At 68.3% G+C, this 21,809-nt stretch carries 19 protein-coding genes; 12 read left to right on the top strand and 7 right to left on the bottom strand.

What is annotated here, in order from left to right; genetic code table 11:
* The first annotated feature begins 8 nt into the window (after window positions 1–8).
* From NF876_RS12125 to NF876_RS12105, 5 genes are all read left to right on the top strand, one after another.
* Window positions 9–272, top strand: a complete 264-nt coding sequence (locus tag NF876_RS12125; protein ID WP_262269046.1) for a hypothetical protein — start codon at window positions 9–11, stop codon at window positions 270–272.
* A 284-nt stretch (window positions 273–556) separates the two neighbouring features.
* Complete coding sequence (locus tag NF876_RS12120; protein ID WP_262269045.1) at window positions 557–1,219, top strand: TetR/AcrR family transcriptional regulator; 663 nt, start codon at window positions 557–559, stop codon at window positions 1,217–1,219.
* Complete coding sequence (locus NF876_RS12115; protein ID WP_262269044.1) at window positions 1,216–2,202, top strand: HlyD family secretion protein; 987 nt, start codon at window positions 1,216–1,218, stop codon at window positions 2,200–2,202. The genes NF876_RS12120 and NF876_RS12115 overlap by 4 nt, the downstream gene beginning before the upstream one ends.
* Window positions 2,199–3,164 (top strand): ABC transporter ATP-binding protein, encoded by a 966-nt coding sequence (locus NF876_RS12110; protein WP_262269043.1) that lies wholly within the window; start codon window positions 2,199–2,201, stop codon window positions 3,162–3,164. The genes NF876_RS12115 and NF876_RS12110 overlap by 4 nt, the downstream gene beginning before the upstream one ends.
* Entirely contained in the window at window positions 3,161–4,333 is a 1,173-nt protein-coding gene (locus NF876_RS12105; protein ID WP_373371346.1) for an ABC transporter permease, read from the top strand. The genes NF876_RS12110 and NF876_RS12105 overlap by 4 nt, the downstream gene beginning before the upstream one ends.
* 3 nt (window positions 4,334–4,336) lie before the next feature.
* Here NF876_RS12105 and NF876_RS12100 read toward each other — a convergent pair whose 3' ends face one another.
* Window positions 4,337–5,848 (bottom strand): MDR family MFS transporter, encoded by a 1,512-nt coding sequence (locus NF876_RS12100; protein ID WP_373696647.1) that lies wholly within the window; start codon window positions 5,846–5,848, stop codon window positions 4,337–4,339.
* Between the two features lie 189 nt (window positions 5,849–6,037).
* On the opposite strand from NF876_RS12100, the gene NF876_RS12095 reads away from it, so the two are divergent.
* The 5 genes from NF876_RS12095 (at window position 6,038) to NF876_RS12075 (ending at window position 12,197) form a co-directional block, all read left to right on the top strand.
* The gene (locus NF876_RS12095) at window positions 6,038–7,231 is read left to right on the top strand and encodes a winged helix-turn-helix domain-containing protein (protein ID WP_262269041.1); all 1,194 of its coding nucleotides are present in this window, start codon (window positions 6,038–6,040) and stop codon (window positions 7,229–7,231) included.
* A 645-nt stretch (window positions 7,232–7,876) separates the two neighbouring features.
* A complete protein-coding gene (locus NF876_RS12090) occupies window positions 7,877–8,116 on the top strand; it encodes a hypothetical protein (protein ID WP_262269040.1) in 240 nt (79 codons plus the stop codon).
* Window positions 8,117–8,244: 128 nt separating this feature from the next.
* A complete protein-coding gene (locus NF876_RS12085) occupies window positions 8,245–9,249 on the top strand; it encodes a FecCD family ABC transporter permease (protein ID WP_262269039.1) in 1,005 nt (334 codons plus the stop codon).
* Entirely contained in the window at window positions 9,246–10,028 is a 783-nt protein-coding gene (locus NF876_RS12080) for an ABC transporter ATP-binding protein (RefSeq protein ID WP_262269038.1), read from the top strand. The genes NF876_RS12085 and NF876_RS12080 overlap by 4 nt, the downstream gene beginning before the upstream one ends.
* A gap of 204 nt (window positions 10,029–10,232) precedes the next feature.
* Complete coding sequence (locus NF876_RS12075) at window positions 10,233–12,197, top strand: nucleoside-diphosphate sugar epimerase/dehydratase (protein ID WP_262269037.1); 1,965 nt, start codon at window positions 10,233–10,235, stop codon at window positions 12,195–12,197.
* On the opposite strand, the gene NF876_RS12070 is transcribed toward NF876_RS12075, so the two are convergent.
* The 3 genes from NF876_RS12070 to NF876_RS12060 are packed head-to-tail and all read right to left on the bottom strand — an operon-like array spanning window position 12,130 to window position 15,069.
* Entirely contained in the window at window positions 12,130–13,062 is a 933-nt protein-coding gene (locus NF876_RS12070; protein WP_262269036.1) for an NAD-dependent epimerase/dehydratase family protein, read from the bottom strand. The genes NF876_RS12075 and NF876_RS12070 overlap by 68 nt on opposite strands.
* Window positions 13,059–14,060, bottom strand: coding sequence for an MraY family glycosyltransferase (locus NF876_RS12065; RefSeq protein ID WP_262269035.1), 1,002 nt, complete (start codon window positions 14,058–14,060; stop codon window positions 13,059–13,061). The genes NF876_RS12070 and NF876_RS12065 overlap by 4 nt, the downstream gene beginning before the upstream one ends.
* A 1-nt stretch (window position 14,061) precedes the next feature.
* Window positions 14,062–15,069 (bottom strand): NAD-dependent epimerase, encoded by a 1,008-nt coding sequence (locus tag NF876_RS12060; protein ID WP_262269034.1) that lies wholly within the window; start codon window positions 15,067–15,069, stop codon window positions 14,062–14,064.
* 730 nt (window positions 15,070–15,799) lie between these two features.
* Between NF876_RS12060 and NF876_RS12055 the strand changes: the two genes are divergently transcribed.
* Window positions 15,800–16,135, top strand: a complete 336-nt coding sequence (locus tag NF876_RS12055) for a hypothetical protein (protein ID WP_262269033.1) — start codon at window positions 15,800–15,802, stop codon at window positions 16,133–16,135.
* Between the two features lie 99 nt (window positions 16,136–16,234).
* On the opposite strand, the gene NF876_RS12050 is transcribed toward NF876_RS12055, so the two are convergent.
* On the bottom strand, window positions 16,235–17,146 hold the full coding sequence (locus tag NF876_RS12050; protein ID WP_262269032.1) for an MBL fold metallo-hydrolase: 912 nt from the start codon (window positions 17,144–17,146) through the stop codon (window positions 16,235–16,237).
* Between the two features lie 97 nt (window positions 17,147–17,243).
* Complete coding sequence (locus NF876_RS12045) at window positions 17,244–19,790, bottom strand: ABC transporter ATP-binding protein (protein ID WP_262269031.1); 2,547 nt, start codon at window positions 19,788–19,790, stop codon at window positions 17,244–17,246.
* Window positions 19,791–20,051: 261 nt separating this feature from the next.
* On the opposite strand from NF876_RS12045, the gene NF876_RS12040 reads away from it, so the two are divergent.
* Window positions 20,052–20,606, top strand: a complete 555-nt coding sequence (locus NF876_RS12040) for a hypothetical protein (protein WP_262269030.1) — start codon at window positions 20,052–20,054, stop codon at window positions 20,604–20,606.
* A gap of 335 nt (window positions 20,607–20,941) precedes the next feature.
* Here NF876_RS12040 and NF876_RS12035 read toward each other — a convergent pair whose 3' ends face one another.
* Entirely contained in the window at window positions 20,942–21,799 is an 858-nt protein-coding gene (locus NF876_RS12035; protein WP_262269029.1) for a GNAT family N-acetyltransferase, read from the bottom strand.
* Between the last annotated feature and the right edge of the window lie 10 nt (window positions 21,800–21,809).

The following is a 21,809-nucleotide window of genomic DNA, read 5'->3' as shown; positions in this document are numbered from 1 at the left end:
GAGGGTCGATGAACGTCGCGCCTCCCGTCCTTCATGCCGCTCCGGCTGTCGTCGGAGAACAGGGAAGCCGACCGCGGATCCTTGAGGCTGCCGCCGGCCGGTCCGCCATTCAGGAGGTCGATCCCGACGGCCCCATGCTTCCGCCGGCCGGGGCGGCGCGGGCCGATACGGTCGTTGTGACGGCCGGAACGGTCCTGCTGCTGATTCTGGCCGTCGCGTTCTCTGGACCCTGTTCCGCCGGCGGCGGTGATCGTCTGGAGCATCGGACGTGAAAATCGGGAACCGGTTTTGCTTGAAACGATGCTCCCCAACAAAGGCTCGAAGCATCGGACGCAAAAGTGGGAACCGGTTTTGCGTGAAAAGATGCTCCCAAACAAAAGCTTAAAGCATCGGGCGTGAGTTCGGTGACACGTCTGTTGCTTGGGCCGGTGCGGGCGAGTGGGCCCGGCACCTGCGCCGTCCTGCATTCCTCAGCGCCACGCGGATCGCCCCCGACGGAGCGTGACTCGACACCAGGGCGTTCTCCCGGTATAATGACTGTCCAGTCAGTCATTTCATGGTTGGGCAGATTGTGAGCGCTGGGCGAGGATCGAAACGGAAGGCCCCGGCCAGGAGCGAGGGCGAGCGTCAGGCCAAGCTCCAGGCGATTCTGGACGCGGCGCTCGACGTCTTTCTCGAGAAGGGCTTCGCCGATGCCCGCCTCGACGACGTCGCCTCCAGGGCCGGGGTCGCCAAAGGCACCCTTTATCTCTATGTGCCTTCCAAGCAGGCCCTGTTCGAGGCAATGGTGCGCTCCGGCATCGGCGGCCCGGTCGGAGCTATCGAGCAGACGATCCCCGATCCTCACGTCTCGGCCGAGGATCAGCTGCGGGTGCTGTTCCATTTCCTGAGGACGGAGATCCTCGGCACGCGCCGGCGCGACATCGTCCGCCTGCTCCTGATGGAAGCAAGCCGCTTTCCCGAACTCGCGGAGGTCTATCATCGGGAGGTGATCGCCCGGGGCTTACGGATCCTGCGCAGCATCGCCGAACGGGGTGTCGACCGGGGCGAGTTCCGCTCCGACGAGATCGTGCGCTTCCCCCAGTTGGCGATTGCCCCGGCGCTCGTCGCCCTGCTCTGGACCAGCCTGTTCCAGCGCCTCGATCCCATCGACATCGAGGCGATGCTGGAGGCGCATCTGACGCTCCTGATGAGGGCGCTGAAAGGGCATCCCTCATGAAGATCGCGCAACTTGTCTTTCTGGTCGTGCTGCTTCTCGCCGGGGGAGCCGCCGCCTGGTTCTTCTGGCCACGCCCGGACGACACAATCCGATTCCAGGGTTATGTGGAAGGCTATCTCGTGTTCATGGCCCCCGAGGAGGGCGGGCGCATCGAGGAACTGAAGGTCGATTCCGGCGACCACGTCGGCGAGGGTGCGCTGCTCTTCAGGCTCGACGCATCGGTGCAGGCCGCGCAGCGCGACGAGGCCGATGCGAAGCTGCAGCAGGCGCGCGCGCAGCTCGCCAACCTGCGGGCGGCCCTCCAGCGTCCCGAAGAGATCGCCGTTCTCGAGGCCCAGCAGGCGCGCGCGCAGGCGCAGCTCGGCCTGTCGCAGGCGGAACTCGACCGGCAGAAGGCCCTGTTCGAGCGCGGCATCGCCGCAAAGGCGCAGTACGATCAGGCGCGAACGGCCTTCGAACGCGACAAGGCCGCCCTCGCCGAAGTGCAGCGGCAGATCCAGGCCGGGCAGATCGCCGGGCGGTCGGCGGAGATCGCCGCCGCCGAGGCGGCCGTGCAGGCGAACGAGGCGGCCCTGATGCAGACCGAGACCCGGCTTGCCAAGCGCCAGGTGAAGGCGCCGTCCGACGCCCAGGTGCAGGACGTCTATTTCCGCGCGGGAGAGACGGTGAGTGCGGGCCAGCCGGTGCTCGCCCTCCTGCCGCCCGCCAACCGGCGCATCCGCTTCTACGTGCCGGAGCCCCGGCTCGCGACGGTGGCCCTGGGCCAGATGGTCGGCCTGTCGTGCGACAGCTGCAAGGATGGGCTCCAGGCCCGTGTCAGCTTCATCTCCGGCGAGGCCGAGTTCACCCCGCCGGTGATCTTCAGCGAGCAGGAGCGGGCGAAGCTCGTGTTCCGCGTCGAGGCGCGTCCGCTCGACAGCGCCGACCTGCCCATCGGCCTGCCGGTCACCGTCACGCCCGCCGGGCCGGAGCCGCAACCATGACCATGGATGTCGCAGCGCCCCGTCGTCCGGCAGCCGCCGATCCCGAGATCGTCATCGACGTGGAGGGGCTCACCAAGTCGTTCGGTGGACGGCCCGTGGTGAAGAACCTGTCCATGCAGGTTCGGCGCGGGCTGATCTACGGCTTTCTCGGTCCCAACGGCAGCGGCAAGACCACGACGATCCGCATGCTGTGCGGGCTGCTGACGCCCGACAGCGGACACGGCACCTGCCTGGGCTACGACATCCTCACGCAATCGGCCGAGATCAAGCGCCACGTGGGCTACATGACGCAGAAGTTCTCACTCTATACGGACCTGTCGATCCGCGAGAACCTCGAATTCGTCGCCAGGGTCTACAATCTCGCCGATCCGCGACAGGCGGCGCGCGATGCCATCCGGCGTCTCGGCCTCGAGAACCGCGCCGAGCAGCTCGCGGGCGAATTGTCCGGCGGCTGGAAGCAGCGTCTCGCGCTCGGCGCCTGCATCCTGCCCGAGCCGCAGCTTCTCCTCCTCGACGAACCGACCGCCGGGGTCGACCCGAAGGCGCGACGCGACTTCTGGGACGAGATCCATGCGCTCGCCCACGAGGGCATGACCGTGCTCGTCTCGACCCATTACATGGACGAGGCCGAGCGCTGCCACGAGATCGCCTACATCGCCTACGGGGAACTGCTCACGCAGGGCACCGTCGCCGAGGTCGTGGCGAACGCGCATCTGGCGACCTACACGGTCACCGGACCCGGTCTCGCGGACCTCGCCGAGCGGCTCAGGTCTCTCGACGGCGTCGACATGGTGGCGCCCTTCGGCATGGCCCTGCACGTGAGCGGGCGCGATGGCGCGAGGCTCGACGCCGCGACGCGGGAGCTGCGCGAGCACGGGCCGCAGCACTGGGAGCCCGGGGAGGCGACGCTCGAGGACGTGTTCATCGATCTGATGAGCCGGTCGAAGGACAATTTCGGATGAGCGCCGGGATCAGCGACGTCGACCGGCGCACGCGGGGTTTCAGGGCCTCGCTGATGCGCTTCGGCGCCGCCTTCATCAAGGAGCTGATCCAGCTCCGGCGCGACCGCATCACCTTCGCGATGATGATCATGATCCCGCTTCTGCAACTCACCCTGTTCGGCTACGCGATCAACACCAGCCCCAGGCATCTGCCCACCGCCGTTCTCGTGCAGGACGACAGCGCCTTCGCCCGGTCGTTCGTCGCGGCGATGCGCGCGACCGACTATTTCGACATCTCGACGGCGGCCGCGAGCGAGGAAGAGCTCGACCGCCTGATCCTCTCCGGCAAGGTGCTCTTCGGCGTGCAGATCCCGGCGCATTTCGGGCGCGACCTGATGCGCGGTGAGCGGCCCGCGCTCCTGGTCGTGGCGGATGCCGCCGACCCGACGGCGACCGGCAGCGCCATCGCGGCCCTGCAGGGGCTCTCGTCCCAGGTGTTCTCCCGCGAGCTCACCGGTCCGGCGGCGAGCCTCGCGCCGCGGCCGCTGCCTTACGAACTGCGCGTGCATCAGCGCTACAACCCGGCGGGCGAGACGCGCCTCAACATCGTGCCGGGCCTCATGGGGCTGATCCTGACCCTCACCATGCTGATCTTCACGGCGCTCTCGGTGACCCGCGAGATCGAGCGCGGCACCATGGAGAGCCTGCTCGCCATGCCGATCCGCCCGGTCGAGATCATGCTCGGCAAGATCGCCCCCTATCTGCTGGTCGGCGGCGTGCAGATGACCATCATCCTGGTCGCCGCAAGGCTCCTGTTCGACATCCCGGTGATCGGCAGCCTATGGCTCCTCGTCGGTCTGACGCTTCTCTTCATCCTGGCCAATCTCTCGATCGGCTACACCTTCTCGACCATCGCCCAGAACCAGCTCCAGGCGATGCAGATGTCGTTCTTCTTCTTCCTGCCGAACATCCTCCTGTCCGGCTTCATGTTCCCGTTCAAGGGCATGCCGGGCTGGGCGCAGGCGGTCGGCGAGATCCTGCCGCTGACCCATTACCTGCGCATCGTGCGGGGAATCATGCTCAAGGGCGCGACCTTCACGGATCTGCAGACCGACGTGCTGGCGCTCGCGGTCTTTACCCTGTTCGCCATGGGCGTGGCGGTGGCGCGCTTCCGCCAGACCCTCGATTGAGGATCAGTCGGCCACCACCGCCTCGGCGGCCTTGATGGCGTTGCCGCGCAGGGGCCGCTCCTCGAGGGCGAGCAGGAAGGCGAGCGACAGGCCGAAGCCCACGATGGCCGCGATGAAGACCCAGCTGAACACGTTCGCCAGATCGACGCCTGACTGCGCGGCAACCGCGCTCAGGCTCTCGACGCTCGAGGCCCCGCTCAGGCCCGCCCCGCCGAGCACGATGGCGCCGAAGATCGCCACGATGAAGGCACCGCCGAGGGACCGGAAGAAATTGGCCGTGCCCGTCGCGGTTCCCATCTGGTGCGGAGCCACCGCGTTCTGGGTCGTCACCATGGTGACGGGCAGCACCGTGCCCAGACCGATGCTGATGACGGCCAGAATGATCTCGACCGTGACGAGCGACAAGGACTGACCGTAGGCCGCGAGGATGCCCGTCGTTCCCATGGCGACCAGAAGGCCCGCCGTGGGAAGCCGCTTGTAGTGCTTCACCTTTGCCATTGTGCGGCCGGAGAGCGTGGCGCCGACCACCGTTCCGGCCATGAGGGGAATAAGCGCGAGACCGGACTGGCTCGCCGAGATGCCGCGCACGGCCTCGAAATAGACCGGCAGGTAGATCGTGAGGCCGATATAGGTGCCCATGCCGAAGCAGGCGGCGAGCACCGCCATGCGCACCACCGGATTATGCAGCACGCCCGGCGGGATCAGCGGCTCGGGCGCCAGCTTCATGCGCAGGGCGAACAGAATCCACAGCACGAGGGAGCCCAGGATCAGCCCCAGGATGGGCGCGGAGCCCCAGGGGTAACGGATCCCGCCCCAGCTCAGGGCCAGAAGCAGCACGACGGTGGCCGCCACGAGGAGAACGGCGCCGAGCAGATCGAGCTGGTGCGGGCGCTCGAACCGGGGCAGCCGCCTCAGGCTGCGATAGGCGATCGCAAAGGCGATGAGCCCCAGGGGCAGGTTGATCCAGAAGATCATCGACCAGTGCAGCTTCTCGGCGATGAAGCCACCGAGCACGGGTCCGAGAAGGCTCGAGGTCATGAAGACGCTGGCGAAATAAACCTGATAGCGGCCGCGTTCCTTCGGCGGCACGATGTCGGCGATGATGGTCTGCGCCAGCGCGATGAGCCCGCCCCCGCCGATGCCCTGCAGGCCCCGGGCCAGGATGAGAATCGTCATGGTGGGGGCGAGCGCGCACGCGATGGACCCGATGACGAAGATCACGATGCCCGTCAGCATGATGCCGCGCCGGCCGTAGGAATCGCTGAGCTTGCCGTAGAGCGGCGTCACCGCGGTCGAGGTCAGGAGATAGACCGTCACGATCCAGGACAGATGTTCCAGGTCGCCCAGCTCGCGGCCGATGGTGGGAAGCGCCGTGGCGATGATGGTCTGGTCGAGGGCTGCCAGGAACATGGCCAGGATGACGCCCGCGATGATGGTGCGGATCTCGGCATGGCTCAGAGCCGTGCCCGGGCCGCCGTGAGGCTGTGCTGTGGCGGATTGGTCCATGGTTTCCATCGTGTTCCGGCAGGCCCATGTAAGGGACGAACCACGGCTGTGTCGAACCCGGGATTGCAAGGCTGGTATGCGTCGGGGTTAAAGATTGAGCTAAGCATCAGGTCCGTCCACAGGTTCCATCCGTTATCGACATGGCTCCAGGTCGTTGGATCTGGTCCTGACCTGCGATGTTTCTCTATTGTTCTCGCCATGGCATCGCGCACCCGATTCTCCCTCGCCCAGGCCCGGCGCATCGCGCTCGCCGCGCAGGGCTTTCACGAAGGCCGTCCCCCGGCGGCGGCCAAGCGGCACCTGAGCCGCGTGCTGCAGCGCTCGCACCTGCTCCAGATCGATTCGGTCAACGTGCTGGTGCGCGCCCATTACATGCCGCTGTTCTCGCGGATCGGCGCCTATGACCGGGGGCTTCTCGAGAAGACCGCCTACCACCCCAGGCGGCGCGAGGCCTTCGAATATTGGGGCCACGAGGCCTCCCTGATCCGGCTCGATCTCCAGCCCTTGTTCCGCTGGCGCATGGAGCGCGCGGCGCGCGGCGAGGGCATCTATGGTGGGCTCGCCCGGTTCGGACGGGAAAAGCGCGCCTTTATCGAGGAGGTCCGCCGCGAGATCGAAACCCGCGGCCCCATCGGGGCGGGAGAGCTGTCCATCGGGGGCAAGGGCCAGGGCTCCTGGTGGGGCTGGAGCGACGGCAAGCGGGCGCTCGAATGGCTGTTCTGGGCAGGCCTGGTCACGACGGCCGCGCGCCGCGGCTTCGAGCGCCTCTACGACCTGCCGGAGCGGGTGTTGCCCGGCGAGATCCTGAACGCCCCGACGCCCTCGCCCGAGGAGGCGCAGCGCGAGCTGCTCCGGCTCTCCATCCGGTCGCTCGGCATCGCGTCCGAGCGCTGTTTGCGCGACTACTTCCGCCTGGAGCCGCAGGACGCCAAGGCCCGCGTTCCGGAACTGGTCGAGGCCGGGGATCTCGTTCCCGTCACGGTCGAGGGCTGGACCGGGCCGGTCTATCTCGACCCGCAGGCCAGACACCCACGCCGGGTCGAGGCCCGGGCTCTCGTGTCGCCCTTCGATCCGATCGTCTGGGAGCGGACGCGGACCGAGCGCCTGTTCGATTTCCGCTACCGGATCGAGATCTACACCCCGGCGGAGAAGCGCGAATTCGGCTATTACTGCCTGCCCTTCGTGCTCGGCGAACGAATCGTGGCCCGGGTCGACCTCAAGGCGGACCGGGCGGCCGGCAACCTCATTGTGCATTCGATCCATCCGGAACCCGGCCTGCGCCCCGAAGAGATCGCACCGGCCCTCGGAGACGAGCTTCGCCTCATGGCCACCTGGCTCAACCTCGGCAGCATCACCGCCCCGCCGGCCTGGCGGAAGCCGCTGGAGGTGTGAACGAAAGTCCCGTGCCCGTCACCGGGCTTGCTTCGGGGATGTCGATGCGGGAGGCGCCGCTCCTGTTCGACCGGATGATCCGGCCCGCCCCCTCGACGTCATCACCGGCTTTCACATCCTTCACGTCATGGCCGGGCTCGTTTCGGTGATCCCCCTTCGGATAGACGCGCCCTTCCGATCGGGATGGCCGGCACAGGGCCGGCCATGACGTGGCGGAACCGTGCCGGCTCCCGTCCCTGCGACGCCCCGCGAGCGCGCCCCTCGCAGGAACCGATCTGGGCCATGATGGAGCTTGGCTCGATCCTGCTATAAAGAACAAATTGGGAGCAAACACACATCGCCCCACCCTCCACGTCATGGCCGGGCTCGTCCCGGCCATCCCGATCCGAAAAGCGCCGCGCCTCGAGCCATCGGGATCACCGGCACAAGGCCGGTGATGACGTGGAGGGGAGACAGAACGTGCGGAGGGTGGCCATGACGTGGAGGGATCGGGTCTCCAGTACGCCTTTCCGGTTGACCCCGCACACTTGAAGCTTGTTGCCGGAGTCGGGCGCACCCGGTTCCGGGGTCTAGAAGCCTTTCCTAAGCGGTCGGCATCGACCGCAACGATGTCTCCCCGGCCTTGCGGTCGGGAGGTGTTGGCGCATGTCCAAACCGAAACCGCCCCTCGTTCACGCGGAGAAGCTCGTGCAGGAGGCTGGCGCCTTCGTCTACTGCTATCGGCGCGACACGGGTGACAGGCCGGGCCCATCCAATCTGACGACGTTTCGCCGGCCCGAGACCAGGCTGTTTCGCAGCGACGCCCCTGTACGCCCCATCACCATCCGGATGGAGCGACGCTTTCACGGCGAGACGGACGTCAACGAGCACGAATGGTCGCGCTGATTGCATCATTTCAGAGAACCTTGCGGCAATCCCCGCCTATGACGGTGCGGTGTTTCTTCGAGCGCTAGCGATGTTTGTCATCGGGACATTTCGTGCTCTATCCGCGAGGAGCAACGAAAACGGCGTCCATGTCCCTCTTCCGATCACCCCTCCTCCCCGGCCTGATCGCCCTCGTCGGAGCCCTGAGCCTCGTCTCCCTGGCCATCGGGCCGGCGCCGATCGCCGTGCCGGCGGTGCTGAAGGCTCTCGTGTCGGACCAGGGTGCGGCCGGCATCGTGGTGCGCGAGATCCGCCTGCCGCGCACGGCCTTGGCCGGGCTGGTCGGCTGGATCCTCGGCCTGTCGGGGGCGGGCCTGCAGGGGCTGCTGCGCAACCCGCTCGCCGACACGGCGGTGTTCGGCGCCCCGCAGGCGGCGGCCTTCGGGGCCGTGCTGGTGATCTATTCCGGGCTCGTCGGCAGTCTGTCCTGGGCCCTGCCCTTCGCGGCGATCGCGGGCGCCCTCCTGTCCGTCGGCCTCGTCGTGGCGGTGGCGGGACGGGGCGCCACCATCGTGGTGCTGGTCCTGGCGGGGCTCGCCGTCGGATCCCTTGCCGGGGCGGGCACGTCGCTCGCCATCAGCCTCTCGCCCAATCCCTTCGCCGTCACCGAGATCGTCTTCTGGCTCCTGGGCTCCTTCGAGGACCGGTCGATGGTCCACGTGCTCCTGGCCGCCCCTTTCATCGTCCTGGCCTCGGGTCTGATCCTGTCGGCGGCGCCCGGCCTGCGGGCGCTCGCGCTGGGCGAGGAGACGGCGCGCAGCCTCGGGATCGGCGTGCCGCTCCTGCGGGCTCTCATCGTGGCGGGCGCGGCCGTCGGCACGGGCGCCTCGGTGGCGGTGGCCGGCTCCATCGGGTTCGTCGGCCTGGTCGTGCCCCATCTCGTGCGTCCCTTCGTGAGCTACGATCCGGCGCGCACCCTCGTTCCGGCGGGCCTCGCCGGCGCAGCCCTGCTTCTCGCCGCCGACATCGCCGTGCGCCTCGTTCCCTCGGCGGCCGAGGTGAAGATCGGCGTGCTCACGGCGCTGCTCGGCGTGCCGTTCTTCCTCTGGGTGATCGCCCGGCGGAAGGCCGATCTGGTGGAGACACCCGCATGAGGCGGCTCGAGGCCCGCTCCCTGTCGGTCGATCTGGCGACCCGCCGTGCCCTCGACCGGATCGACCTGTCTCCGGCGCCGGGACGCCTCACGGTGATCGTCGGGCCCAACGGCGCCGGCAAGACAACCCTGCTGCGGGCCCTCGCCGGGCTGACGGAGCCGGCCGGGGGCGATGTGGCGCTCGACGGCGTTCCCCTCGCGCGGATGCGCGCCTCCGACCGGGCCCGCGCGATCGCCTATCTGCCTCAGGGCGGTTTCGTGGCCTGGCCCCTGCCGGTGGCGGGCGTCGTGGCGCTCGGCCGCCTGCCCCATGGGGAGAAGCTCGACCGGTTGTCGCAGGCCGGCCGGGAGGCGGTCGCATCGGCGCTCCGGGCGGTCGGATTGCAGGGCTTCGCGGACAGGCCCGCCACGGCCCTATCCGGCGGCGAGCGGGCCCGCGTGCTTCTGGCCCGCGCTCTCGCGACGCAGGCGCCGGTTCTGCTGGTCGACGAGCCCGTCGCGGCCCTCGATCCGCGCCACCAGCTCGTGGTTCTCGAAGTCCTGAAAGCCCATGCCCGGACCGGCGCGACGGTGGTCGCCATCATGCACGACCTGACGCTCGCGGCCCGCTTCGCCGACGATATCCTGCTGCTCCACCAGGGGAAAACCGAGGCCTTCGGGCCGCCCGAAGCGGTTCTGACCGGCGCGCGGCTCGCAGCGGTCTTCGCCGTCCGGGCGCAGGTCCTGGCGCAGGCGGGCGGTCTCCTGGTGGTGGCGGAGAGCCCGCTTCCGGGCCCTTGAGACCGGCCGATTTGTCCCTGTCGTCGGTGACTGTCTTACATTGACAAAGGGGTGAGCCCATCCGATACCCCGAGACGATCGCATCGTGCGGAAAAGTGGATAGGTTTTTCCGCGCAATGCGCTGCTTCGAGAAAGGGAGCATCGGATGGATCCCAAACGGGCAAGTCCACTTTTGGGTCCGATGCTCGGGGGTATGGCGGGGCTATGAATCGGCAGGGTCTCAAGAAGACGCTTATCATCGTGCACGATCTCGTGATGACGGGCATCGCCGTCCTCGCGACCTTCTACGTGCGCTTCGAAGGCCCGCTCCTGTCCGACCGGCTGGTCCATCTGCCGCTGTTCCTGCCGCCCTTCATCGCCTTCGCGGGCGTGGTCTATGGGTTTTCCCAGCTCTACCGGTCCAAGTGGCGTTTCGCGTCCCTGCCGGATCTCTTCAACATCTTCCGGGCTGCGACCATCCTGGCCGTGACCCTGCTGATGGTCGACTACATCCTGGTCTCGCCGCAGCTGCGGGGCACCTTCTTCTTCGGCAAGGTCACGATCGCCCTCTACTGGCTGATCCAGATGTTCCTGCTGGGCGGCCCGCGTCTGGCCTTCCGCTATCTGAAATATGCCCGCTCGCGCCACACCCTCGAGCGGGATTCCAGCACCCCGACCCTGCTGCTCGGGCGCGGCAGCGACGCCGAGGTGGTCCTGCGCGCCATCGAGGCCGGAACCGTCAAGAAGACCCAGCCCAAGGGCATCCTGTCCTGGCGCACGGACGATCTCGGCCAATCCATGCGCGGCGTGCCTGTTCTCGGCACGTTCGCAGATCTCGACCAGGTGATCCAGGATTTCCAGGAGCGGGGGACACCCATCCGCCGCCTGCTGGCGACCCCGAGCGCCCTGACGCCCGAGGCCAACCCGGACATGCTGCTCGCCCGCGCCCGCCGCCTCGGCCTGCCGCTGGTGCGGGTCACAAGCCTGGGCGAGGGCATGCGCGATGCCGAGCTCGCTCCGCTCGAGATCGAGGATCTGCTCCTGCGTCCGACCGTGCAGATCGACCGCAGGCGGCTCGAACATTTCATCCGGGGCAAGCGCGTGCTGGTGACCGGAGGCGGCGGGTCCATCGGGTCGGAGATCTGCACCCGCGTCGTCGCCTTCGGGGCGAGCGACCTCCTGGTCCTCGAGAGCTCCGAGCCGTCCCTGCACCACATCCTGGAGAACCCGACGCTGCTCTCGAGCGACACCCGTGTGGACGGCGTCATCGCCGACGTGCGCGACCGGGACCGGGTGCGCGAGGTGATGAACGCGTTCAAGCCCGAGGTGGTCTTCCACGCGGCGGCCCTCAAGCACGTTCCTTACCTCGAGAAGAACTGGACGGAAGGCATCAAGACGAACGTGTTCGGCTCCGTGAACGTGGCTGACGCGGCCGTGGAGGCCGGGGCCGACACCATCGTGATGATCTCCACCGACAAGGCCATCGATCCGGTCTCCATGCTCGGCGCCACCAAGCGCTTCGCCGAGATGTACGGGCAGGCGCTCGACGCCGAGTTCATGGGCCGCAACGGCGCCACCCGGATCATCGCGGTCCGGTTCGGCAACGTGCTGGGCTCGGTCGGGTCGGTGGTGCCGAAATTCAAGGCGCAGATCGCCCGCGGCGGCCCGATCACGGTCACCCATCCCGACATGGTGCGCTACTTCATGACCACCCGCGAGGCTGCCGACCTGGTGCTCACCTCGGCGTCCCACGCGGAGGAGAGCCGGGCGCTGACGGAGCGCACCAACGGGGACGAGCGCGCCTCGGTCTATGTGCTCAAGATGGGCCAGCCCGTGCGGATCTACGACCTGGCCGAACGCATGATCCGGCTCGCCGGCTACGAGCCGGGCGAGGATATCGAGATCGCCGTCACGGGAACGCGCCCGGGCGAGAGGCTGCACGAGATCCTCTTCGCCCGCGAGGAGCCGCGCACGGAAATCGGCATCGACGGCGTCATGGCGGCCAAGCCCATCTTCGCCGACCGCGACCGGGTCGACCAATGGCTGCAGATCCTCGGCCGCGCCCTCGCGAACGGCGATCGCGCCCTGGCCGAGCATGTGTTCGAGGAAGCGATTCCGGAGTTCAAGCGCCGGAAGCCGGCGCCCCCTCCCGCCGCGCCAGCTCCGCAAGCGCGTCTCGCGTCGAACTGACCGGCTGCCATCCCAGGTCCCTCAGGGCCTGCGGGCTCGCGACCAGCGAGCCTGCCAGACGCTCGTAGGCCTCGTGCCGGCCGGCCAGGGCGGCGGCTCCCCTGAGCAGGAAGGACGGCACCGGGACCAATCCGGGCCCGCGGCCCAGCCCCTTGCGCAGAGCCGTGACCATCTCGGGAATCGTGACCGGCTCCGGATCGGCCACGATGAAAGGACGCCTCAGGGGACCGGGCGCGCCGACGACCGTGTCCACGGCGGCCGCCAGGTTGTCGAGGGACAGGAGCGAGCGCCGGGCGGTCAATCCGCCGAGCGGCAGAGGCCAGGGCGATCGCGCCAGGCTCAGGAGAGCCGCCATGTTGCCCTTCATGCCGGGCCCGTAGACGAGCACGGGACGAAGGGCCGCCCAGTCGAGACCGAGGGCGGCAAGGCCCCGCTCCGCCTCGAGCTTCGAACGGCCATAGGGGTCGGTGGGCTGCGGTTCCCGGTCTTCGGTGACCATCCCGTCGGCCACGGGACCGGTCTGGGCGCGGATCGACGACAGGAACACGAAGCGCTTGACCCCGGCCCGCTCGGCCGCCTGGGCGAGCCGGACGGTCGCGTCCGTGTTGATCGTCCGGTAATCGTCCTCCGGCCGCCCGGACATGGCATGCGCCAGGCCGGCCGAATGGATCACGATGTCCACGTCGCGCAGGGCGGCCGCCATGTTGTGCGGGGAGGCGATGTCGCCGATGACCGCGCTCGAGGCGCCGGCCGGCACCTCGGACGGACGGCGCAGCAGAACCCGCACCCGGTACCCCCGCATGGGCAGCTCGTGTCGTCCGATGAAACCCGTGGCGCCGGTCAGGGCAATCAGGGGTGCATTCATCGGGAAACCTCCAGTCCGGGTCGAGAGAAACGCCTGAGAACCAGGCCCACGAGAACGACCCCGAGGGCGAGCGCCACGACCTGCACGGCGCCCGAGGGCCAGACAAGGGTCATAGCGGCGAGAGCGGCCAGGACAAGGTTGAGGCCGAACACATGGGCGTCAACCGCGAGGACCCGGACGCCGTTGTCGGTGGCCTTCTGATAGAAGTGGCTGCGATGCGCTTCCCAGACCTTCTCGCCCCGGGCGAGGCGGCGCAGCAGGGTGATGGTCGCATCCATCAGGTAGTAGAGCGGCAGCAGGATCGCGGCCGCGAGCCCGCCGGTTCCGGCGAGTTGCAGCAGCATCCAGCCGACGAGAAGCCCGATCGACAGGGACCCCACATCCCCCAGGAACAGCCTGGCGACGGGCCTGTTGAAGGGGGCGAAGCCGACGAGCGCCCCGCACAAGGCCGCGGCGAGGACCGCGATCCACAGCGGCATGATGCCGACGAGGCCCAGGCCCGCCACGAAGCCCGTGATCGGAACCATCTCGGCCACGGTGATCCAGTCCAGCCCGTCCATGAAATTGACGAGATTGACGAACCACACGCCGCCCACGACGAGGAGAACCCGCTCCGCAGCCAGGGGAACGGGCTCGGGCAGGAGCCTCGTCCCGAATGCGAGAACGACCGCGGTCACGATGACGAACTGCATGACGAGCCGGATCCAGGCCGGCAGCGGCTGGATGTCGTCGGCCGTGCCCAGGACCGCGAAGGCGATCGCCGCGGCCCCGACGACCGACAAGGACGCGACGGGCAGCACGAGCCAGATCGCCGAGCAGCCTGCAACGGCCAGCGTCGCGGCCAGGACCGCGATCCCTCCTCCTTGCGGCGTCGGCGTCTTGTGGCTCGAGCGCGCATTCGGTCGCGCCAGGGCGTAGCGGACGAGCAGGGGCTTCAGGACGAGGATGAGAAGGGCCGAGAGAAGCGCCGACGAGAGCAGAGCGAATACGACGATCATCTCAGGCCCTGTGATAGTCCCGGTACCATCCGACGAAGCGCCTGATGCCCTCCTTCAGGGACGTCGAGGGCGCGAAGCCCACGTCACGGCGCAGGTCCGTCACGTCGGCGCGGGTCTCCAGCACGTCGCCCGGCGGCAGCGGCACGTCGACCCGGTTGGCCTTCCTGCCCAGGGCCTCCTCGATCAGGGCCACGAGATCGTTCACCTCTTCGGGATTGTCGTTGCCGATGTTGTAGATCCGGTGCGGGGCCGGGCTGATGGCCGGGTCGGGACGCTCGGCGTTCCAGGCCGGATCGGGCGTGGGGACCCGGTCCACCAGTCGGACGACCCCTTCCACGATGTCGTCCACGTAGGTGAAGTCGCGCCAGACCTTGCCGGCATTCGCGACCTCGATCCCGCGGCCCTCGGCGATGGCGTGGGTGAACTTGTAGACAGCCATGTCGGGCCGGCCCCAGGGTCCGTAGACCGTGAAGAAGCGCAGGCCCGTCGCGGGCAGGCCGAACAGGCACGCATAGGAATGCGCCATCATCTCGTTCGCCTTCTTGGTGGCCGCGTAGAGGCTGATCGGATGGTCGGTGCCGTCGTGCTCGGAGAAGGGCAGCTTGCGGTTCGCCCCGTAGACCGAGCTCGACGACGCATAGACGAGGTGCTGGATCCCGCCATGCCGGCAGGCTTCCAGCATGTTCATGAAGCCCATCAGGTTCGACGCGGCATAGGGCTGGGGATCGACGAAGCGCACCCCGGGCTGCGCTGCGAGGTGGATCACTTTCTCGAAGCGGTGATGCTGAAACAGATCGCGGGTCGCCTGCACGTCGGACAGGTCCAGGCGCTCGCCCAGGAAGGTGTTGTGCGGCGTCAGCTTTCCGAAGCGTGCCTCCTTCAGGCCTACGTCGTAATAGGGCGTGAAGCTGTCGACGCCGACCACCTGATGGCCATCGGCCAGAAGCCGCTGCACCACGTGAAAACCGATGAAGCCGGCCGCACCGGTGACGAGGATGGGAGCTGACATGAAAGGCCTGTCTGATGAACGGGCAGGCACCTTAGCGCATCGGACGGAAAAGTGGACCCGGTTTTCACTAGCGTGGCCCTGCAGGTCACTGACGTGGCCCTTCGGGTCCGCCTGTTCCGATGCGCCGGTCAAGAGAGGGAGCCTCGGACCCAAAAGTGGTGTCCACTTTTCGCTGACGCGGCCCTCTGGGTCACGTCCGAGGCTCTAGACGATTTTTGCGCAAAGGGGAGACCCGTTCACACCCGATGCCCCGTCCTGGCCGCCGCATCGTCGGAGGCTGCCGGGCTGCATCATAGCCATGACGGGGATGACACCCTCCGCACGTCATGGCCGGGCCTGTCCCGGCCATCCCGGTTCGGAAGAGCGCGGCGCTTCAAACCATCGAGATCACCGGCACAAGGCCGGTGATGACGTGGAAGTGGTGTGAGCCAGTGATGACGTGGCGGGTGGCCTGACGGCCCGCACCCCCCGGCCCGATTGACGCCCCCGGGTGCAACCGTGTTATCTCGTCACCGGAGCCGGGCGCACCCGGTTCCGGGGCGTGAGAACCCCGACCTGTAGCGGCCGGTATCGGTCGTCAACGATGCCTTCCCAACCTTACGGTCGGGGAGGCGATGGCGCATGTCCAGGGCGAAAGCCTAAAGGTCATCGCGGTCGTCTACAGGCGGCTTCTCAACTCCCCGGCCACCAGCGGTGCTGGTGGTCGCTTCAACCCGAGGGAGTTGCCGCCATGGATCAACCCTACAGCCTCTGGGCCGATTGGCTCTCCAAGTTCCAAAGCTCGTCCGAACCGATCCAGGCGCTCTGGCTCGTGAGCTTGCCGCTGACCCTTCTCGGCATCACATGGCTCGTGCTGCGCAGCGTGCGCGACCTCGTCGGCCTCGTGCGTCGCGAGCGGCACTGGCGCGGGCCGCTGGTCTACGGCGTGTACCAGGACGACCAGGGCCGCTGGATGGCCTACCGGCACGGGCGCCAGCCGCAGGAGATCGACTGGGAGAACCCGCCGCCGGAGCTGATCGGCCGCGGCACCGTCGTGCAGGGCGTGGTCCGGCGGCCTCAGGCGTAAGGGTCGTTCGGCGCGCTCTTCGTCAGGGCCGGGGCACCGTTCGGGCGTTCGATCCCGCGCGATCATTCCAAGTCGCGGAATCCCTGAGGCGGGGGGTGGTCAGCCGCCGCCGGCCTGAGCCAGGGCGGGTTCGGAGCAGTTCATGTCCATGTTGTCTTCCATGGGCTCGAAGATGAAGGACTGGCGCTCGCGGGCCATGAAGGCCGTCGGCATGACGGCCTGCATCTCGACTTCGGCGGCTTTCAGGAAGCCGTCGTCGTGGCCGGGATAGAGATGGAAGATCGCCAGGGATTTCACGCCGGCGCTCTGTGCGAGCTCCACGCCCTTCTGCCACGTGGAATGGCCCCAGCCGCGGCAATAGGAATACTCGGCGTCGGAGAACATGCCGTCGAAGATCATCAGGTCGGCGTCGCGCACGAAATGCTGGAGGCCCGGGTCGGGCCAGACGTCGCTGTGCTCCACGTCGCTGATGTAGCAGACGCTGCGGCCCCGATGGCTGATGCGAAAGCCCGTGGCGCCGCCGGGATGGTTGAGCAGGTGGGTCTCGATCCGCGCGCCGTCGTCCAGGGTGAGGGGCTCGCCCGCTTTGAAGCCGTGGTGTTCGAAGCGGGCCGGAAGCTGGCCGAGGCGGACGGGAAACAGCGGCGGGGCGAAGATCCGGTTTAGAGGCTCCATGGCGCTCTCGCCCTCGAGATTGCCGCAATAGGTGCGGATCACCCGCTCCTTGGCGAGAAGAGCGGGCTTGAAGAAGGGCAGGCCGCTGATGTGATCGAGATGGAGGTGGCTGAGAAGGATGTCGATCTTGTCCGGGGCGGAGGGGCCGAGTTCGCTGCCGAAGGCGGACAGACCGGTTCCCGCATCGAGGATGAACAGGCGCTCGCCGCAGCGGACCTCGATACAGGGGGTGTGCGAACCGAACTCGACGAATTGCGGACCGGAGGCGCAGGTGGAGCCGCGTATGCCCCAGAACCGGACCCGCAACGCGTCAGAGGATGCAACACGCCTTATCATTTCAGGATCATGGCCAATCGAAAACCCTGCTTATGTGCGCTGGCGCACATCGATAAGCTGCCCACGAGCGGGTCGGCAGGTCAAGGTAAATATTGTATCACGCACTCAGCGCCTCCAGGGATCTGGTGCGGCGATCCATGACCGGCTCGCCCCGCTCGAAATGGATAACCGCGTCGAAGGGCGGTTGATCCATGGCCGGCGAGATCGCCGGCGTCGCGAGGATCAGCCCCCGTCCCACGAGGGCGCGGCGCAGGGACGCGACGAGCCGGTCGGCGGCCGGTCCCGGCAGACCGTCGAGCGCCCGCTGCACCACCAGGATGCTCGGGCGGCGCACGAGGCCGCGCACGAGGTCGATGGCGGCCGCCTCGCTCAGGGTGAGATCGTCGCCCTGCGGGTCGATCGGCGTGTCGAGCCCGATGCGCGACACCTCCCCGTCGAGGCCCCTCTGGGTCAGGACGCGGCGCGTGACCTCCTGGACCGACGCGAGCGCGCCGGCCTGATCGGCCGCGATGCGCCCGAAGAGCAGGTTGTCCTGGATGCTGGCCGCCGCGCAGAACCGCTCCTCGTCGTAGAACTCGATCGCGGATTTCAGGCTCACCGGCAGCATGCGGGCGAAATCGGCCCGGGCCACGAGGATCTGCGCCTCCAGGCCGGCCTCGAGCAGTCCCAGGCGATGCCGGCTCTCGTTGTAGCGCAGGGCGAGACCGATCAGGCGCTCCCGGTCCCGGGAGGTCTGGTCGCTGCGCCGCTGCTCGTTCCTCCGGTCGACAAGATCCTGGAAATACGGGCGGTCCGCCGCCGAGAAGAACGAGAAGCGCTCGAAGAGGGGGGACCCGTCCGGGATGTCGGAGAAGATCTCGATCATGCTCGTGGCGATGGAGAGCCCCATCCGGGCGAGCGGCTTGGTGAGCTCGTTGGCCTCCAGGATCGCTCGCACGAAGGGGTGGCTCGCCAAGCGATCCTCCTGGAACGAATCCCCGATGGGCTTTCCGAACAGGAGGTTCTCGCCGATCGTGGCATAGCGGTTGTAGCGGGTGGCGCTGAAGGGGTCGACAAAGCGGTCGAGCTGCTCGGCGGCGAGCGCCGCCTGCACGGCGCGGCGCGCATCCACGATGGCGGCGGCGAATGTCGGCTCCCGGTCCGGATCGATGGTTCCGGACAGGCCACGGGCATGAGTCAGACGGTCCAGGCCGGCCACCGCGATGGCCTCGGACAGGCGGTGGTCGAGCTCGCCCGCCGGCGCAGCGGCGCCGTAGAGCAGGTTGTCCTTGAGGCTGCCGTCGATCAGCACGGTGCCGCCCGCGAAGGCGATGCGCCGGCTGCGCTCCACCGGATCGGCGGCGGACAGGTCGATGCCGCCATAGGTCAGGCGGCCCATGGATGGCGGGATCTGGCCGCTCATGAGGGCCGCCAGGAGCCGCGGGCCTGCATCCCCGTCGCCCACCAGGGCCACATGGGACGGGAAGGCGAGGTTCAGGTTGACCGAGGTCACCCGCGCCCCGCTCGCCGGGTCATAGGCCGAGACGCCCTGGGCCACGAGGGCGCCGCTGTCGGGGAGGCCGGCCTTGCCCTTCAGGGCGGCGCGCAGCTTCAGCGGCCCGAGCCCCCGACCCAGATCGATGAGAAGCGCCCTCGCCCTCAAGGCGAGCCGGTGCCACTGGACCACCTCCCGGGTGCCGTAGGCGGCGAGCGCCGCCGCGAGCACGCTGGCCGCCACCGTCCCGGCCGACACGGGACGACCCTGCGAGAACCAGGCTCCCAGGGTCAGGACGGACAGGGGGGCGATCATGAGCACGGCCGCGGAGCCCGCCTCCGCCAGGGCGAGGCGGTATTCCCGCTTCATCACCGGCCGATGGCTCGCGACCAGCGCCTCCCGCACCCGGTTGCGCTCGTAGGGGGCCGTGCCGTGCGCCCGCAGGGCCGGAATGCGGTGCTCCAGCTCCGCGAACACGCCCTCGGCCTCATCGCCCTCCTGGTGCCGGGCGGCGGTGGCGTCGAAGCGCAGGAGGGAGCGGCGGGCGCTCACCACCGCGCCCAGGACCAACACCAGCGCCAGGGCGGCCCCGAGACGCCAATCCATGACGAACACGTACGCGCAGGCGAGCCCGATCATCCCGCCGAGCTTCACCGGCATGAGCAGGCTGGATCCCAGCACGCCGCTCTCCCGCGCGAGGCCCCGGCCGGCGAGGGCCGTCACCATGGCGATCTCGTCGTGGGAGGCCGTGGGCACCTTCAGGATGACGTCGAGGGCGGCCGACTGGGTCCTGGTCAGCATCCTGAGCCCGACGCCGACCACCAGCCATTCGAGCCCGACCAGGATCAGGCCGAGGAGAAGGGGGATCATCAGGATCCCGACGATCGACGCCAGGGCGAAGGCTTCGGGGCCCAGCACGACGCCCGGGACCAGCACGATCGGCTCGGGCCAGAGGGCCGCCGGCGGACTCAGGGCGATCCGCAGGAAGGTGGCCGGCGCATGCCAGCCGCCCGATCCCCCGGTGGCCCGGTCCACGACGAGGCGCACGAGATCGAAGCCGAGAAGGATCAGAAGGCCGGCCAGAGCCAGAAGGCTCAATCCGACGAGATGGCGACCAGGAGATGTTTTCCACGCCAGGCGCAGCGGGTCGCGCTCCACGACAAGTCCCAAGGACAACTCCAACAGGCGATCAGTTTCGGTGACGGTGGGATACCCTAGTGCATTTTCTCGGCGAATGGGATCTGCCTCGTGGTCAAAAAGTGCGCTCCGGCACAAAACGGCCGGATGCCCGGCCGGGGCCGGTCCCGTGCAGGCCGTCGCTCCGCTCAAACTCTGCCGCCACGACCCCTCGCCGCGCCGCGCTTCCACGCTATGTCACCTCCCTTGCTCCTCTGCCTTGCTGCCTTTCACGGAGGATCGGTGAGCCTGTCCATGACGTCCCTCCTGCCGCTCGATCCGGTGTTCCAGCTCGTTCTCGAGGTGCCGACCCGCACCCCGAGCCCGGACCTGCCGCGCCGCCTGACGGGGCTGTTCAAGGAGCTGGCCCTGGCGGAGCCGGACCGTCCGGTCGAGGACATCGAGGATCAGATCTGGGCCCTGTGGGGATCCCACGAGGACCGGCTCGCCGAGGAGACCTTGATGGCCGCCATCGAGGCCATGGGGTCGGGATCGCTCAAGACCGCCCGGCCCCTGCTCGATCATCTGGTCGCCCGGCATCCGGGCTGGGCGGAGGCCTGGAACAAGCGGGCGACGCTCGCCTCCATCGAGAAGCGCGACGCGGACAGCCTGCTCGACATCGCCCAGACCCTGCGGCTCGAGCCGCGCCACTTCGGGGCCATCGCGGGCTTCGGCAACATCTGCCTGCGCAACGGCCATCTCAACGAGGCCCGGGCGGCGTTCCAGATCGCGCTTGCCATCAACCCGCACATGGACGACCTGCGCGACATGCTGGAGAACCTGTCGCCGCATCACCTGATGCTGCACTAAAGCATCGGACCCAAAAGTGGACTTGCACTTTTGGGATCCATCCGATGCTTTCTTCTTGGATGAGAGCATCGGTCAGAACGGAAAACCGGATCCACTTTTCCGTCCGATGCTCTAGAGTATCGGACCCAAAAGTGGACCCACTTTTGGGATCGGATCCGATACTCCTTCCCTTAAGCAGCGCATCGTTCGGAGCGGACCCAGCGGGCCGCGCAAGCGAAAACCGGGTCCACTTTTCCGCACGATGCGCTAGGATCGGGCCTTACAGGATCGGAAGGGCCGGGACAGGCCTGGCCATGACGGAGCGGGTTGTCGTTCCCGCGATATGGACGCGACCGTCACCCCAGTTCGAAGGTCGAGATCCCGTAGATGCGCGGCAGGGGCAGGTCCGGGGTTTCGCCGCGATACATCCGGGCCGTCTCGAACACGGCCGAGAGGCCATGGCGCGCGGCGAGCCGGTGGGCGGCCGCGTTCGGCTCGGGCAGGTCGAGGAACACCGCATCGCCCTTCGCTTCCGATGCGAGCGCCCGGAACAGCAGGTCGGCCTCATGCTCGCCGTCGGCGAACAGGGGGCCGATCTTGAAGCCGCTGCGACAGGCCCGGACGACCCCGTAACCCTCGACGCCCCCGTCCCTCACGAGAGCGACGGCCTTGCGGGCCTCCGGCCTGAGCCAGCAGCGCAGGAAGGTGTCGCGCGGTGCCGGAAAGAACGGTCGGTCGTAGGCGAGAACGGCATCGACGATTTCAGGCTTCACCGGCCGCAGGCCTGCGTCCCGGGGCGCTTCGAGGTGCGGGATGCCCCCGAAACGGATGTTGCGATGGGCCAGGGCGAAGCCGGACCGCCGGTAATTGTCCTGCTGGGCCACCACCCCGTCGAGGCCCACAAGGCGGTTCGCGAGACGATCCATGCCGGCCTGCCACAGACGGTGGCCGAAGCCCTGGCCGCGTCGGTCGGGCCGGACGATGTAAAGACCGAGAAAGCCGAACGCGCCGCCGTAGCGGACCACCGAGATGGAGGCGACCGGCTCGGTGCCGAGACTGCCGACCAGGAATCCTCCCGGATCGGCCGCGTGAAAGCATTCCACGTCCCCGAGGCCGGGGTTCCAGCCCTCGGCGGCCGCCCAGTCGATCGCCAGGTCCAGGTCCGGGCGCGTCATCACGCGGATCGTCCAGTCGTCGGAAGGTTCGCCTGCCATGGCCGGCCTC

Source organism: Microvirga yunnanensis (assembly GCF_025460875.1).
The sequence above is the reverse complement of the archived record's forward strand: the minus strand, read 5'-3'. Positions and strand labels throughout refer to the sequence as shown.